Annotated in this window: 11 protein-coding genes; 2 read left to right on the plus strand and 9 right to left on the minus strand. The window is 46.7% G+C overall.

The genetic code is table 11. The features are described from left to right. Window positions 1–39 precede the first annotated feature (39 nt). The 7 genes from mmsB to EHS89_RS00715 form a co-directional block, all read right to left on the minus strand. On the minus strand, window positions 40–945 hold the full coding sequence (gene mmsB / locus EHS89_RS00685) for a 3-hydroxyisobutyrate dehydrogenase (protein WP_268239388.1): 906 nt from the start codon (window positions 943–945) through the stop codon (window positions 40–42). A 33-nt stretch (window positions 946–978) separates the two neighbouring features. Beyond that, entirely contained in the window at window positions 979–2,076 is a 1,098-nt protein-coding gene (locus EHS89_RS00690; RefSeq protein ID WP_124924186.1) for an enoyl-CoA hydratase/isomerase family protein, read from the minus strand. Window positions 2,077–2,103: 27 nt separating this feature from the next. Further along, entirely contained in the window at window positions 2,104–2,880 is a 777-nt protein-coding gene (locus EHS89_RS00695) for an enoyl-CoA hydratase (protein WP_124924187.1), read from the minus strand. A gap of 80 nt (window positions 2,881–2,960) precedes the next feature. Continuing rightward, window positions 2,961–4,118 (minus strand): acyl-CoA dehydrogenase family protein, encoded by a 1,158-nt coding sequence (locus tag EHS89_RS00700; protein WP_124924188.1) that lies wholly within the window; start codon window positions 4,116–4,118, stop codon window positions 2,961–2,963. Between the two features lie 235 nt (window positions 4,119–4,353). Then, window positions 4,354–5,847 carry a CoA-acylating methylmalonate-semialdehyde dehydrogenase gene (locus EHS89_RS00705; RefSeq protein ID WP_124924189.1) on the minus strand — a complete coding sequence of 498 codons (1,494 nt, stop codon included), beginning with the start codon at window positions 5,845–5,847 and terminating at the stop codon, window positions 4,354–4,356. 245 nt (window positions 5,848–6,092) lie between these two features. Further along, the gene (locus EHS89_RS00710; RefSeq protein ID WP_211340266.1) at window positions 6,093–7,001 is read right to left on the minus strand and encodes an alpha/beta fold hydrolase; all 909 of its coding nucleotides are present in this window, start codon (window positions 6,999–7,001) and stop codon (window positions 6,093–6,095) included. Window positions 7,002–7,073: 72 nt separating this feature from the next. Next, window positions 7,074–8,816: a PHA/PHB synthase family protein gene (locus EHS89_RS00715; RefSeq protein WP_124924190.1), complete on the minus strand. Its 1,743-nt coding sequence runs from the start codon at window positions 8,814–8,816 to the stop codon at window positions 7,074–7,076. Window positions 8,817–9,063: 247 nt separating this feature from the next. Between EHS89_RS00715 and EHS89_RS00720 the strand changes: the two genes are divergently transcribed. Further along, window positions 9,064–9,981: an AraC family transcriptional regulator gene (locus EHS89_RS00720; RefSeq protein ID WP_170167372.1), complete on the plus strand. Its 918-nt coding sequence runs from the start codon at window positions 9,064–9,066 to the stop codon at window positions 9,979–9,981. A 58-nt stretch (window positions 9,982–10,039) separates the two neighbouring features. Here the strand turns inward: EHS89_RS00720 and EHS89_RS00725 are convergent, their stop codons facing one another. After that, complete coding sequence (locus tag EHS89_RS00725) at window positions 10,040–11,146, minus strand: adenosylhomocysteinase (protein WP_124924191.1); 1,107 nt, start codon at window positions 11,144–11,146, stop codon at window positions 10,040–10,042. A 319-nt stretch (window positions 11,147–11,465) separates the two neighbouring features. Here EHS89_RS00725 and EHS89_RS00730 point away from each other — a divergent pair, with 319 nt between their 5' ends. Next, a complete protein-coding gene (locus EHS89_RS00730; RefSeq protein ID WP_124924192.1) occupies window positions 11,466–13,100 on the plus strand; it encodes a diguanylate cyclase domain-containing protein in 1,635 nt (544 codons plus the stop codon). Window positions 13,101–13,159: 59 nt separating this feature from the next. Here EHS89_RS00730 and EHS89_RS00735 read toward each other — a convergent pair whose 3' ends face one another. Beyond that, complete coding sequence (locus EHS89_RS00735) at window positions 13,160–14,788, minus strand: EAL domain-containing protein (RefSeq protein WP_124924193.1); 1,629 nt, start codon at window positions 14,786–14,788, stop codon at window positions 13,160–13,162. Window positions 14,789–14,893 lie beyond the last annotated feature (105 nt).

Raw genomic sequence — 14,893 nt, forward strand, 5'->3', positions numbered from 1 at the left:
CATCCGGGTCGACAGTGGTTGTACTTAAAACGTTCTTAATTATTGGTCTTGATACAGCTTGATCACACTTGAGAAATCCAGACCACCGTTACCTTTAGCTTTGTGCAAACTAAACAGTGAACGGGCTGCAGAACCCATAGGTACAGAAGATGCGCTCTGCTGACTCAGGTCCATCGCCAGACCCAGATCCTTATACATCAGATCAACCTGGAAACCGCCCTGATAATCGTTAGAAGATGGCACACCTTCCATAACACCCGGCACCGGGTTGTACACGTTTAGCGCCCAGTTGCCACCGGAGCTCTGCTTCATAATTTCAGATAGCACGGCAGGATCCAGACCGTTCTTCATACCCATATTCAGTGCTTCACAGGTACCTGTCATCAGAATAGACAGCAACATGTTATTACAAGCTTTTGCTATCTGGCCTGCGCCACTCTGACCGGCGTGGAAGATATTTTTACCCATCACATCCAGAATCGGCTTTGCTTTAGCAAACTGCTCATCAGTCGCGCCCACCATGAATGCCAGAGTACCGGCTACGGCACCGCCCACACCACCGGACACAGGCGCATCGATAAAGCTCAAACCGCGCTCAGCAGCGGCAGCTGAAACACTCTGAGCAGTGGCTGCATCGATAGTCGAAGAATCGATAATAAGTGCGTCTTTAGAGATCAGATCAAACAGCGGTGCATCACCGGTCTGGAACAAACCTTGTACATGCTTACCCGCAGGTAACATTGAAACAACGAAATCTGCTCCGGTTACTGCATCGGCTGCAGAAGCAGCCGCATTACCGCCTTCTGCAACAACGGTATCCATTGCGGCCTGAGAAAGGTCAAACGCTTTAACGTTGTGACCGGCCTTAACCAGATTGATGGCCATTGGACCACCCATGTTACCTAAACCTATAAAACCGATAGTAGCCATTTTGATTACCTTAATTGTTATTCTGCCGGAGATAACTCCCCGGAAATTCTATAGATGTGCCAAAGGGTTTTGATCCCAGGGCGACTCAAACAAACTATTTACGAAGGCTTTATCTACCTCACCTAATGACGGGTAGGTCCATGCAGGGCAGTTGTCTTTATCGACCAACAAGGCACGTACACCTTCTGGGAATTCTCGTTCCTGACAACAACGTACCGAAAGCACTAGCTCATGCTGAAAGACTTCTCGCAAGGACAGATGGCGCGAACGCAACCACTGCTGATGAATGATATTGAGGGCCATCGGACTTCCGTGCCCCAATACTTTCTGAGCACCATTAAACCAACGATCTTCAACCTGTTCACTGAGAATTGCCGTAACAATTTCCTCAAGAGTGTCATGATCGGTAACTTTCTGGATCAATTCGAAATGACTCTCAATCGGAGAATGGTGCACCCGCTGCTCATCGGACTCTTTTTCCATTACTCGCAAGACCCGGTTTACCGAGGCATATGCATCTACTGTCCAACTTTCACCCTGTAACCGCTCAATTAATTCATGCAGTTTTTTAGCACCGACAAAACGATCAGCCAACCCCAGATAAAGCGCATCTGCGGCGTTCATGCGGTGACCTGTCAGCCCCATAAAGAGCCCGGTGCGTCCCGGCATATGATTCAGAAACCAGCTACCCCCAACGTCGGGATACAGACCGATAGTGACTTCGGGCATCGCCATATGTGTAGTCTCAGTAACAACCCGATGACTACAACCGTTCATCAATCCCATGCCTCCACCCATTACGAAACCGCTACCCCAGCAGATCACCGGTTTAGGGTAAGTATGAATGGTGTAATCCAGGGTGTACTCGCGAGTAAAGAAATCCAACGGAAAATCTTTGTAGGTCTCACCCGACATCGCTTTATACAGGTTGACTACATCCCCACCGACGCAGAATGCTTTCTGCCCACTACTGTTCAACAATACTGCAACGACGCTGTCATCGTGCTTCCATGCATCCATTTTTGGCTGGATCAGATCGACCATTTCCAAGGTCAACGCATTGAGCGAAGGCTCAGCGTTCAGGCAGATCTCTACAATCTTATTACCATCCCGTGTCGGATACTCGTTAAACAGAACACAACTCATTAGCAACCTCTTACTTCAATTACGGAGCTATTTGTTTTTCCACTCAGGAGCACGTTTTTCAAGAAAGGCGTTAACCCCCTCTTTCTGATCTTCTGTGTGGAACAGATCAACAAACAGTTCGCGCTCAAGAATGTAACCTGCATCCCAATGATGCGTACGGTTATTCTGGATCAGCTCTTTGCATGCAGCAACGGCAGTTGGACTCTGTTGTTCTGCAGATTTAGCAATTTCCATCGCCCGCTCAAACGACTGCCCCTGCGGTACAAGCTCTTCAACCATACCGATCTCTTTGGCCAGCGGTGCCTTGATTCGTTCACCACATAAAATAAGTCGCTTAGTCCAGCCTTCACCAACCAGCATGGTCAGGTTTTGGGTACCACCAGCACAAGGCAGCAGACCTACTTTCGCTTCGGGTAATGCCATCTGAGCCTGCTCTTCAGCAACACGAATATCACATGCCAGCGCTACTTCCAGACCACCACCCATGGCAAAACCATTAATCGCAGCGATAGATACACCACGGAAACGCGTCAGAGTTTCAAAGGCTTCGCCGAAATAACGCGCCATGTCACGGGCAACTGCACGATCACCATCAGCAAAAAGATTCAAGTCGGCACCTGCAGAGAAAAACTTCTCGCTACCAGAACGAATAACCAACGCATACACATCCTTGTCCGCATTCAGCTCTTCAACTGTAGCGGCCAAACCATTAAGGCTTTCTTTCGTCCAGGTGTTCGCTGGAGGGTTATTCATGGTCACAATCGCCGTGTGACCCTGCTTCTCAACAATCAACTTATCAGTCATTGCGATTTTCCTTTTTATCTTCTTATCTGATGCATATCGCATCATCTGTATTTTTTAATAGCGCTTAATAAATCAGCCCGTTAAAGAACTGCCGCAGCATTTTCCAGCAGCAATCGACGAGCAATAATGACATTCATAATTTCATTGGTGCCTTCCAGAATGCGGTGCACCCGGTTATCCCGCAGGAAACGCTCCATCGGATACTCTTTGATATAACCGTTGCCACCAAAAATCTGTAACGCCTCATCGGCCACATTAAAACCAACATCCGTAGCAAAGCGCTTTGCCATTGCACAATAAGTGGTTTTATCCGGGTGGTTGTTATCCAGACGGGAAGCCGCCATACGCACCATCTGTCGCGCAGCTACCAACTCAGTTGCTGAGTTAGCCAGTTTGAATTGCAAGGCCTGGAAATTAGACAATGTTTTTCCGAACTGCTTCCGCTCATGCATATATTCAGTTGCTTTATCCAGCGCTTGCTGGGCAGTACCAATAGAGCAAGTAGCGATGTTAATACGTCCACCATCCAGGCCACGCATTGCGATCTTAAAGCCGTCGCCTTCCTGACCAAGAATCGCCGATGCCGGAATACGCACATCTTCAAAAGTAATCATTCGGGTAGGCTGACTGTTCCAGCCCATCTTTTCTTCTTTGCGGCCATAGGTAATGCCCGGCAGATTGGCATCAATCGCAAAGGCGGAGATCCCCTTAGGACCATCAACACCGGTACGGGCCATCACGACCAGACAGTCGGTAGAACCCGCACCTGAAATAAAGATCTTGCTGCCATTTAATATGTAGTCATCACCATCACGACGGGCTGAGGTCTTGAGAGACGCTGCGTCGGAGCCTGCATTGGGCTCGGTAAGACAGTAAGATGCCAGCTTTTCACCGGCGGTAAGCTCCGGACACCACTGCTGACGCACATCTTCTGCGCCAAACTCGGAGATCATCCAGGTCGCCATGTTATGAATCGTGATAAAGGCGGTGGTTGAGGTACAACCCATCGCTAACTGTTCGAAGATAATACTGGAATCCAAACGACTCATTCCCAGACCACCCACATCCTCATGAGAATAGAGGCCGCAGAAACCCAGCTCACCCGCTGCTTTTAGCACTTCTACGGGGAAGGTCTGATGCAGATCCCATTCACCAGCGTTCGGAGCTAGCTCGTTCTGGGCGAACGTTCGCGCCATATCGGCAAACGCAACCTGGTCTTCGTTCAGTTCAAAATCCATTATTCACCTCGTACTAAAGACCTTGTTCGTAGCGCATCACAACAGGCCCTGTAGATTCTTATTTGTTATTTTCGAAATACTGATCTGACTATTTTGCTGTATTTTTTTTGGCTAAGCAGTAAAGCGTTATGAGCGCCGGAAGAACAAGGCATCTGCCGGATGAGCAGCGCAGTTGACTGGTGTCAATGAGCAGCGCAAACCGGCAGATAACGAGGTTATTCCAAGCGCAGTAGCTTTACTTGAGGTTGATTGAAGTATTAACCCCTGTATCAATATCATCCTCAAACCAGCGCGCCGTTACCGTCTTAGTCTCTGTGTAGAAACGTACTGCCTGCTTTCCGTATGCGTGCTGATCACCGTAGAAAGACTTTCTCCAGCCAGTGAAAGAGAACATTGGCAGAGGCACTGGTACTGGTACGTTGATACCTACCTGACCCACTTTGATCTCATGCTGATACTTACGAGCAGCGGCACCCGAAGAGGTAAACATTGAAGTACCGTTACCGTACGGGTTGTTGTTAATCAGTTCGATCGCTTCTTCCAGCGTATCCACTTCAAGTGCAATCAGTACTGGACCAAAGATCTCTTGCTGGTAGATTGACATATCCGTCGTTACACCACGGAACATGGTTGGGCCAACCCAGTTACCATCTGGATAACCTTCAACAACCACCTCGGAACCATCCAGAATACAGTCAGCGCCGGCATCTTTACCTTGCTGAATGAAGCCCAGAACCTTCTCTTTAGCCTGCGGATTGATCTGCGGACCGTAACCCGCTTCTGGATCATTCCATGCGCCCGGACGAACCTTCGCCAGTGCATCACGCACTTCAGGGATCCACTCGCGGGACTTACCAACAAATACCGCAACAGATATAGCCATACAACGCTGACCTGCCGCGCCTACAGAAGCACCGGCAATACTGTTAACAACCTGATTCTTCGCCGCATCCGGCATGATAACCATGTGGTTCTTAGCACCGGCAAATGCCTGTACGCGTTTCATCTTGTCAGTACCGGTACGGTAGATGTGCTCACCTACAGCCACAGAACCAACGAAAGAGATAGCGGGAGTATCTTTGTGCGTCAGCAACTGATTTACCGCATCTTTAGTACCGTGAACGACCTGCAGCAGACCCGCTGGCGCACCCGCTTCCTGGAACAGTTCAGCCAGACGCATCGGTGTCAGAGGATCCTGCTCAGAAGGCTTCAGTACGAAAGTGTTACCGCAGGCAATCGCCATAGGGAACATCCACAGAGGGATCATTGCCGGGAAGTTAAATGGTGTAATACCTACACACACGCCTAATGGCTGCGTGATGCTGTAACAATCGATCTTACGTGCTACGTTTTCAACGGTTTCACCCATGCTCAGGGAAGCGATGTTACAAGCGTGCTCAACCACTTCAATACCACGCCACACGTCACCTTTGGCATCTTCAAAGGTCTTACCGGTTTCCTGAGCCAGCAGAGTAGCAATCTCATCGTGGTTTTCTTTAAGCAGGTGCTGGTAGCGCAACATCAGACGAGCGCGCTCACCGACAGGCGTCTCTTTCCAGGTTTCAAATGCAGCTTTCGCTGCTTCAACCGCCTGCTCAACTTCAGCATCAGTTGCACAAGGCACCTGCGCAATAACTTCCTGAGTTGCAGGATTCGTTACCGGAAGCCATTGCTCACTCTGGCTCTGAATCATTTCGCCGTTAATCAGTAGAGGGACTTGCTGAGTCATATTCTTCACCTTGCTTGGCTGTGTATGCGTCTGGCCACACAGCGTTTAAGTTAATTCTTAGACATTATTTAAGCACAGTAACCGGACCTGTCCGATTGATTAAATTGCTATATTACTGGACTATATTGCTGCACTTAGCTTTCAAGCTACAAAATCAGGGTTAAATCCTGCCTTATACTTGTATTTACAACCCTCACCGTCATATTTCTTAAACAAACCTTATACTTTAATAGAAGATAACAGGCTCATATTGCGCTTTTATCAAACCAATCTGTAATCATTGAAATCTGTTCCTGAGACTGCAGTGAAGGGTGATGCCCGATATCCGGGATAGTGATCACCTCAGCCTTTGGACCTGTTGTAGCCATCCGCTGGGCGATGGATTCGGTGAGGAAGTCAGACTTCTCACCGCGTATCACGAGCACCGGACATTCAATACGATCCCAACGGGACCATAAATTGACGTGCATAAAGGCCCAATAGCGCTTAATTGTCTCACCGATTTTAGGATCACTATGTAACCGATATTTACCCTGCTCATCCATACGCAGACCGTGCTGGGTATAATGCGTCCAGTCCTCATCTGTCATCGGAATTGTCTGAGCATAAATTTGACGTAAATAAGCTTCCGCTTCGTCAAGTGAACTAAACTCTGGATCAACACCCAGGTAATCCTTAATACGCCGCACAGCAGCGACCGGAATAAATGGGCCAATATCGTTGATAACCAAGCGCCGTAAGGGAGATCGTTTCTCGGAAGCTAAAACAATGCCGATCAAGCCACCCATCGAAGTACCGACCCAATCAACCGTATTGGCACCCGACCGGGCGATAACTTGCCGCTGATCCGCAGCAAACTGATCCAGTGTGTAGTGACTGTGATCAGCTAACCAATCACTATTGCCACGCCCCACTACATCTGGACAAAGAACGTGATTATTTTCAGCTAACCGCCGAGCCAATTTATCAAAGTCACGGGCGTTACGGGTCAGTCCATGGACACAGATAACGGTCTGTTGCGGATCAGGATTACCCCATTCAGCATAAGCAATCTCATGGTAACCGTCCGGACCATATCCCAATACTTTATGCAGGGCAGGCTCTGACTGAATATCTTCCATTACAGATTCTTTGATAGCTGCACCCGACTTCATATATACAACACCTTAAATAAAAGCCTTTGCTGCAAAATGGCTATACCTTATGAATACAGCCATCCAGCACTATCAGCGATTCTGGTTAACCATTTCCTGAACATAAACACCAGGCGCGGCTTCCATCGGTTTGTAAGCTTCACTACCTAGCTGCTTAGGTGCTGCAATTTGCTTACCACCCTTCTCTGCCACCCATGCATGCCAGTGATTCCACCAGCTACCCGCTTGTTTCTCAGCTGACACTTGCCAATCATCTCCGTTCAAACCGGCCATACCGTTATGCCAGAATGAGCGGCGACATTTGACTGGATGGTTGATCGCAGTACCCGAAACATGACCACCTTCTGTCAGGATGAACTCAACATTGTCGCCAATAAGATCCTTGGCCAGGAACGTGGTACGCCAAGGCACTATGTGATCTTCGGTGGCCGAAACGAAGTAACAAGGCACATCGATATCTGCAACGTTTAAAGCTTTACCGCATACAGTCACACCACCCACATCTTTAAGACGGTTTTCGTCATACATATTGCTGACGAAGAAGTTATACATCTCCTTAGGCAGATTGGAGGTATCAGCGTTCCAGTGCAGAACATCGAAAGGTGGCGGGGTTTTACCTAGCAGGTAGTTATTGATAACGAAGTGCCAGATAGACTCATTCGCATGCAGCATAGCCATTGCGCGACCCAGATCATTACCAGGTAAGATGTTGCTGTTTTCCATTGGGTTCTGGAAGCCTTTGGACTCCTTCTTCTCAATGAAAACCTCAACCTCGCCCGGATCAGAAAAATCAATCATGGTGGTCAGGAAGGTAGCTGACGCAATATTACGACGTTCAGCTGCTGACATCGCTGCCAACGCCGTGACCAACATAGTTCCGCCGATACACCAGGACAATACGTTGATCTTCTTAATGCCGCTAATATCCCTCGCGACATCGAATGCCGTCCAAATACCTTTTTGAATATAATCATCCCAGGACACATCACGCATATCAGGTGATGCATTACGCCATGAAATAATGAAGACGTTCTGGCCCTGTTCCAGCGCATGCTTAACAAATGACTTACGCTCGTTCAGGTCAAAGATATAGAATTTATTAACGCAGGGAGGCACGATCACAAGCGGGCGCTGATAAACTTTTTCAACCAGGGGTTTGTACTGAATAACCTCAATCAGTTCATTGCGGAACACCACATTGCCCTCGGTACCCGCGATGTTCTCACCTAAGGTGAAACCTTCAGGATCAGAGGTTGTAATGGCACCGGACTGCAGATCTTCGGTTAGATTTTTAAAACCATCGACCAGGCTTTGCCCCTGAGTCTCTACCGCCTCGCGAATAACTTTTGGATTGGTGTGCAGGAAGTTAGTTGGTGCCAGTGCATCCGCAGCGTAACGAGAGTAAAAGCTCAACACGCGTTTATCGTGCGCATCCAGCTCAGCGCCATCGGCTGATTCACACATCGCACGTGATGCCAGCAAATACGACTGCATTAAGAAGTTACAAACCGGGTTATTCTTCCATTCTTCATCACTAAAGCGACGATCACCGGCCTGAGGCTCAATAACAGCAGCGTTTTCCTGCCCAGCCATACTTGACCAGGGGTTCATCCACAATTTCAACGTATCACGCTGATAGTTCATCATGGCCTCAGTCCAGGCCTGAACCGTATTAGCCGTAGGTGTTGCCAGCGAAGGAAGCACCTTCAGCAGATCATCCATCTCTTTCTGCCCAAGACTAGAACCCAGCAACCGGTTACCGGATAAGAAACTCAGCAACTGACTCTCGGGTGATTTATTGTCTTGATTCGCCATAGTTACTTCTCCAATTCAACGCAATGATTACCGGCCTTAGGGCCAACAACGTTAACTTTTCACAACACCTGATACTCGGTGGCTCGAAACAAACAGCTGCCAACAGCTCGGTAAGATGTTGGACAATCGATTAAAGCACAGCTTATAGCTGTCTATGATTGATAATATTGCTATATTAATGGACTATGTTGCCATTGAATACAGGAATACCCTAATAAATGCCTAATACCTTAGTCGAGCTCGCCGAATGAGCACTCCATCAAACTGGCCCCTGCCGCCACAAAGCATACGCTTTGTCATACCACACAAGATCATACGAAAGCTCACGCAGAACAGCCTTTCAAAGGATCTTTACCCACTTGGCGCGGGTTACTACAAAGAAGCCGAAGGCCATCGAATGGAGCGGCTTGAGCACGACGATCATCTGCTGATCTACTGCCTTGAAGGCAAAGGCAAAATCCGTATTAATCAGAAAAATTTTGCGATAAATAGCGGTGATCTGGTGGTATTACCCCGGGGAATTGCGCATCAGTATGCATCCAGCCCAAATTTTCCCTGGACCATATACTGGTGCCACTTTGAAGGTGAACTATCGGACCAGTTCGTCACCCATTTACAGCTCCCTAAACAGAAGCCAGTTATACATCTGGGCCTGCACAGCAGCCTGGTGAGTGAGTTCGACGCGCTATTAGAAGCCCGCCATAGTAGCTATCACCTGAATGCGTTTATCAATGCGGCCAACCAGTTGCGCCAAATTCTTACTCATATAGCTTTACTACAGCCATTAGTCCGCAGCCAGGACTCTGATAGTTTTGATCTGGAGAAAGTTCATAGCCTGATGCAGGCTCGCATCCATGAACAACTGGACATAGACACACTGGCTACCAGCGTCAACCTGTCAAAATTTCACTTTATAAAAAGATATAAAGATGTCACCGGCACAACCCCAATCAATCACTTTATCCAGCTCAAGATCGAGCGTGCCTGTCACTTATTAGATATCAGCAGTAAAACCATCGCCGAAGTTGCCTTTATGGTTGGCTACGAAGACGCCTACTATTTTTCACGGATTTTTAAGAAAGTCATGGGCATCTCTCCAACCCAGTATCGTAAGTTACAGGTAGGCGCCTGGTCCTACAAAAGCTTTACCTCAGAGAACAGCTAGCCCGCCACCCATACCCATAGACCAGTACTCGCAGCTAAAGTCCATCAACCAAAGCCCATCAACCAAAATGCATTAGCCACTGCTGAGCAAGTCGACGACGGGAAGCCACTGATATCTCTGTCAGCTCTGCTTTACGTGGTTGCTGACAAAGAAATTCAATTGCCGCAATGATCTCCCCCTGCACCAGATATATATACGGACCAACTTCAGCATTATGTATAAAGTTTATGGCATTGCCGCTATTAGCCAGATGGAAATACTGCCCCAACCGCTCATACCGGGATATATGGCGCGTTACTTGTGCCACGTTAAAGTTACCTTCAACCCGGGACAGGTCCAGTTCGTCATCAGAGGAGGTCACTGAAAATATAAAGGCCCCATTCTTGACCCGACCAAAATCATGATGATTCAATGATTGATTACCGGTAGCGCAAAAAATTACGTCGCTGCCTTGTAACGCAGCTTCTTTCTCGATTAATTCAAACCCCCTTGATCGAGCCTCAATAGCCCGGACCGGGTCAATCTCAACTATTTTTGTATTAATGTTCTTATGGTGCAGAGCTTTGGCTATCGATCGGCCGATTTTGCCATAACCGAACACGACCGCATTACCTCCATTGATAATGTGATGGCATTCACGCATCAGTGCTTCGGCTGAAAAAACGATAGACTGACCTGTCAGGTAGTCTTCTGGCCCTTTAAGGGGGCTACGTGCAAGTGACACCACAGGAACATCAAGATCACTTAACTGAGCATACCGTTGATGACCATTTTCGGTTACTTCCACCACACCCAGTAAACGGGCGTTCAATCGTTCTTTTAACACCGACAGCGATGCTGAAAAATACCCCCCTATATCAACCAAAACAAGATCACCCGCGGGCACAGAATCATTTAACAGTGCTGCAACAATTTCCGGAGATGACAGCTGTTCGCGTTTTTTAATCACTACTTGAGTGATCTTTTCCATTTTACCCAGCACCTGTGCATTAATACTCTTGGGCTTAGGCAGTATCATTGCCAGGTCAGAAAACTCAGGTAAACATTCAAGAAAAACAGGCTCGTTATCCAACAAGTGAGTAACCACCACCAGATGGAGGTCTGCTATAGGCTTAGGTTTTATATCTGAAAAAAAGTGCTTGCCCTTAATAGATAGCGGCGTCATAGGGTACTCCCGGTACTAGAAATTATGGTTCCGCTGATGGTTTATAAGATCAGAGAGACAAGCACAAACATTTGTTTTAATTAATTGTATGAAACACTATCATCCAACACCCGATCTTATTGATAAATAGATAAGTTTTTCTAAGCTAATAGTTTAATAAACTCTCTATACTTACCAATTTCATTTGAGAAGCGGTTAAAAAAACGTAAACTGAATGGATCAGCTGTCAGAAAAGTAACCCAGAATAAAACAAATTCTGGACTATCTGTCGGATAGAAAGATAACGCTACTTACAAGTAGATGTAGTCGATGGAATTATATGCGTTCTACAACCGAGCCAGACAACAAAGCAGTAACAGATACCGAATCATCAATTCTCGAACATCTTGATGATCTGATCTCTATTGTTGATTCCAATTATCGCTACCGCGCAGTCAGCGCAGGCTATAGTCGGTTCTTTGGCCTGAGTACCGATCAGATCGTAGGCAAACACGTAGCCGAACTACATGGCCAGGAGCAATTCGAACAACATCTGAAGTCAGGTCTGGACCAGACCCTGGCCGGCGAAGACTGCCATCTGCAGTTCTGGCGTGACAATCATCTTGGCGAAAGTCGTTTTCTGGACAGCAAACATACCCCCTACCAGGGCCCTCTGACTCAAGGCAGCGGTGTCGCAATAGTTGCCCGGGATGTAACTGAACTGATTCTTAGCCAACAGGCACTGGAAACCGAAAAATCCCTGTTACATACCATTATCAACGCTGTACCCGATATCATTTTTATCAAAGATAACAATGGTGCCTATCAGCTTTGCAATACCAGCTTCGAAGAATTTCTTGGTAAGCCCTACTCTGAAATCCTTGGCAAAACCGACCAGGAGCTAATGTCAGAAGCCTCTGCGCGCTATATTTCTGATCGGGACAATGAAGTAACAGCATCACAAACAGCCAAGCGCTGTGATGAGTGGGTCGCTTATAACGATGGCAGAAAACGCTTACTCGATATGTATAAGCTACCGCTGACCGATAGTAAAAACAATCTATCCGGTCTGCTAGGCATAGGTCGAAACGTCACATTTGAAAGAGAGGCAGAACAGAAGCTACTGATGTCTGCCCTGCTATTCGAAACCACTCCCGATGCCTGCCTGATACTCTCAGAAGATGGCTCGCTGATTTCGCTAAACAGTGCAGCGACTAATAAGTTTTCTACACTACTGAAAGATAAAAATGACCCAATCTTCTCTGATCTTTTTTACTGGCCCGGCCAACAAGCCACCGCCATTGAACAGATTCTCAAACAGATGAAAAGCTGGCAGGGAGAGATATGCTCCACCGATCATAAAGCCTATATCGCCACAATCAACTGCATTACTGAACCAACAGACAGTATGACTAAGTATGTGGTGATTATCAGAGATGAAAATGATCAGCGAGCTGTCACCCGGGAACTAATGGCTAAAGCCTATCGTGACCCGCTAACCAACCTTCCCAATCGATTGTTATTTCAATCCCGACTGGAAAGCGCTATTACCCGAAGTGAACGTCAGTTTCGGAAAGTCGCTGTGCTCTTTATTGATCTGAATAAATTCAAACCGGTCAACGATCAGTTCGGCCATATTTTTGGCGACCAACTACTCACATTAATCGCTGAACGACTGACTAGCAATTTCCGTCAAACAGATACGCTTGCCCGTATCGGTGGGGATGAGTTTGTGGCACTGATAGATATCAGCAAGCGTGAGGGCGCGGGAAAAGTCGCCGAAAAAGTAAGCAACAGTCTACAGCAACCTTTTATTGTCAACGGCACTCAGATCCATATTGGCGCCAGCATCGGTATCAGCATTTTCCCCGATGATACCAGCACCGCCGAAGAACTACTTCAGAAAGCAGATGAAGCGATGTATCAGGCCAAAGAATCACCCGATAAAGAATACGTTTATTATAAAAAAACCTAATTCGAACAACGTTAACAAAGACAAAAAATTGGCATCAAACAGATGAATTCATCTAGCTGTTAAGCTGTAATATATTTGATCTTGTAATTGCCACACTCAGCATCGCGACTCAGGTATTCCACAAACCCGGTTATCGGCTTCGGCCTAGAGAAGTAATAACCTTGTATATACTGCACATCAAGCTCGCGTAGCATATTCAACTGAGCTTTAGTTTCTACACCTTCAGCAACGCAATACAGGTTAAGACACTCTCCTATATAGACAATATTCTGTACCAGCCCCGCATGTACCATCCCCTCTCCCAGCCCCCAGATAAAACTCTTATCAATCTTGATAGAATCAACCTGCAGCTGTTTCAAATGATTGAGGTTTGAATACCCTGTACCAAAGTCATCAATGGAAATTTTAACCCCGAGAGCCCTAAGTGCCTGAACACCCGACCTGAGAAGATTCATGTTATTTATCTCTTTTTCAGTCAATTCAATTGTCAAAGTATTGCAATATTGACCTGGCAAAAACTGATCAATCAGTCTTAATAACAAACCGCTTTCAATATCTTCAGGAAATGCATTTATAGAGAAGTTAATCCGCCCTAGCATTTCTGCATCATCAAGCTCCTGAATAGCAGTCACGAATACTACTTCGGTTAGCAAACCGGACTGACCATTACGTTCTATCTCAGGAATAAATTGATCCGGATATATCAAATTACCCGACTCATCCAGCCAACGGCAAAGCACTTCACAGCCCACAGGATCAATGGGACTAATCGGAATGATCGGCTGATAGTGACAGATAACCCTGCCTCGCTTTAGCCCTCTGTTTAATTGTCTATTAAGAGAAAAATAACGTTGATAAAGTAACGGCGTTAGCACTGAGGAAAGTAAAAGAAGTGCGACAAAGCAGACCAGAATCGCAATTGATATCTCAGTTTCTTCTGCAAAGAAACCAAGAACATCAATACTGACAACTGCGCATGACTCTTGCCTGATACATAGCTGAACAACCCAACTCCCATGCTCATACCACTGTATCAAGAGCTCATCTTGCGAAAGCTTTGAATAATTATCAACCTGCTGAAATGACGACTCTTCGTTTACCAGGATGATAGCAGGTGGAAAAGATGCATCCCCATAAATATGCTGCACGCTACCACCAGCAAGTGAAAAAGTGCCAAAACTTAGCCAGGAAGTTGTATCAGTTGGGTTGATAAAAGGCCTCAATAACGCCCGAAAATGCCCCTTCCACATCTGCATCGCAGTGACTGAGCCATCCAGTAAAGGAACCGGAGCATTACGGGTAAAAGAAAACTCTCTGTTTATAATATCTGCTGCGGGTTCAGCTATAGGCTGATCCAGAACCCCTAGACTGGTACTGCATAACAACAGGCCATCTGCAACATATGCATACTCATGCCAATACTTGGAGCTATACTCCGTTATCCGCATCATCTTCAGCATCTCATCACTACAAGGCTGAAGATCAGGAATGGCATTCAGCTGTTCCAGATTAGTGAAGAACTCCGTCGTAATCTCTCTATCAGAAGTCCTGAAATTATCCAGAATACTATTTGCACGACCCTGCCAGGCAGATGCGACAGTCCAGAAAGTGAATATCACAAACAGGATAACTACCGCTAAAAGAACGCCCGACTGAACAAACCTGAGTCTGCCTAGCAGAAAGGACATATATAGACCTTATTATGAAAAAATAGTTAGGACAATTAGACACTAAAAGCCTAGCCAGCCCTATTGATTACCTCCATATAAACTCCGTCTCTTCCAAGAGAACTT

The sequence above is a fragment of the Amphritea balenae genome (assembly GCF_003858655.1).
Taxonomy (GTDB): domain Bacteria; phylum Pseudomonadota; class Gammaproteobacteria; order Pseudomonadales; family Balneatricaceae; genus Amphritea; species Amphritea balenae.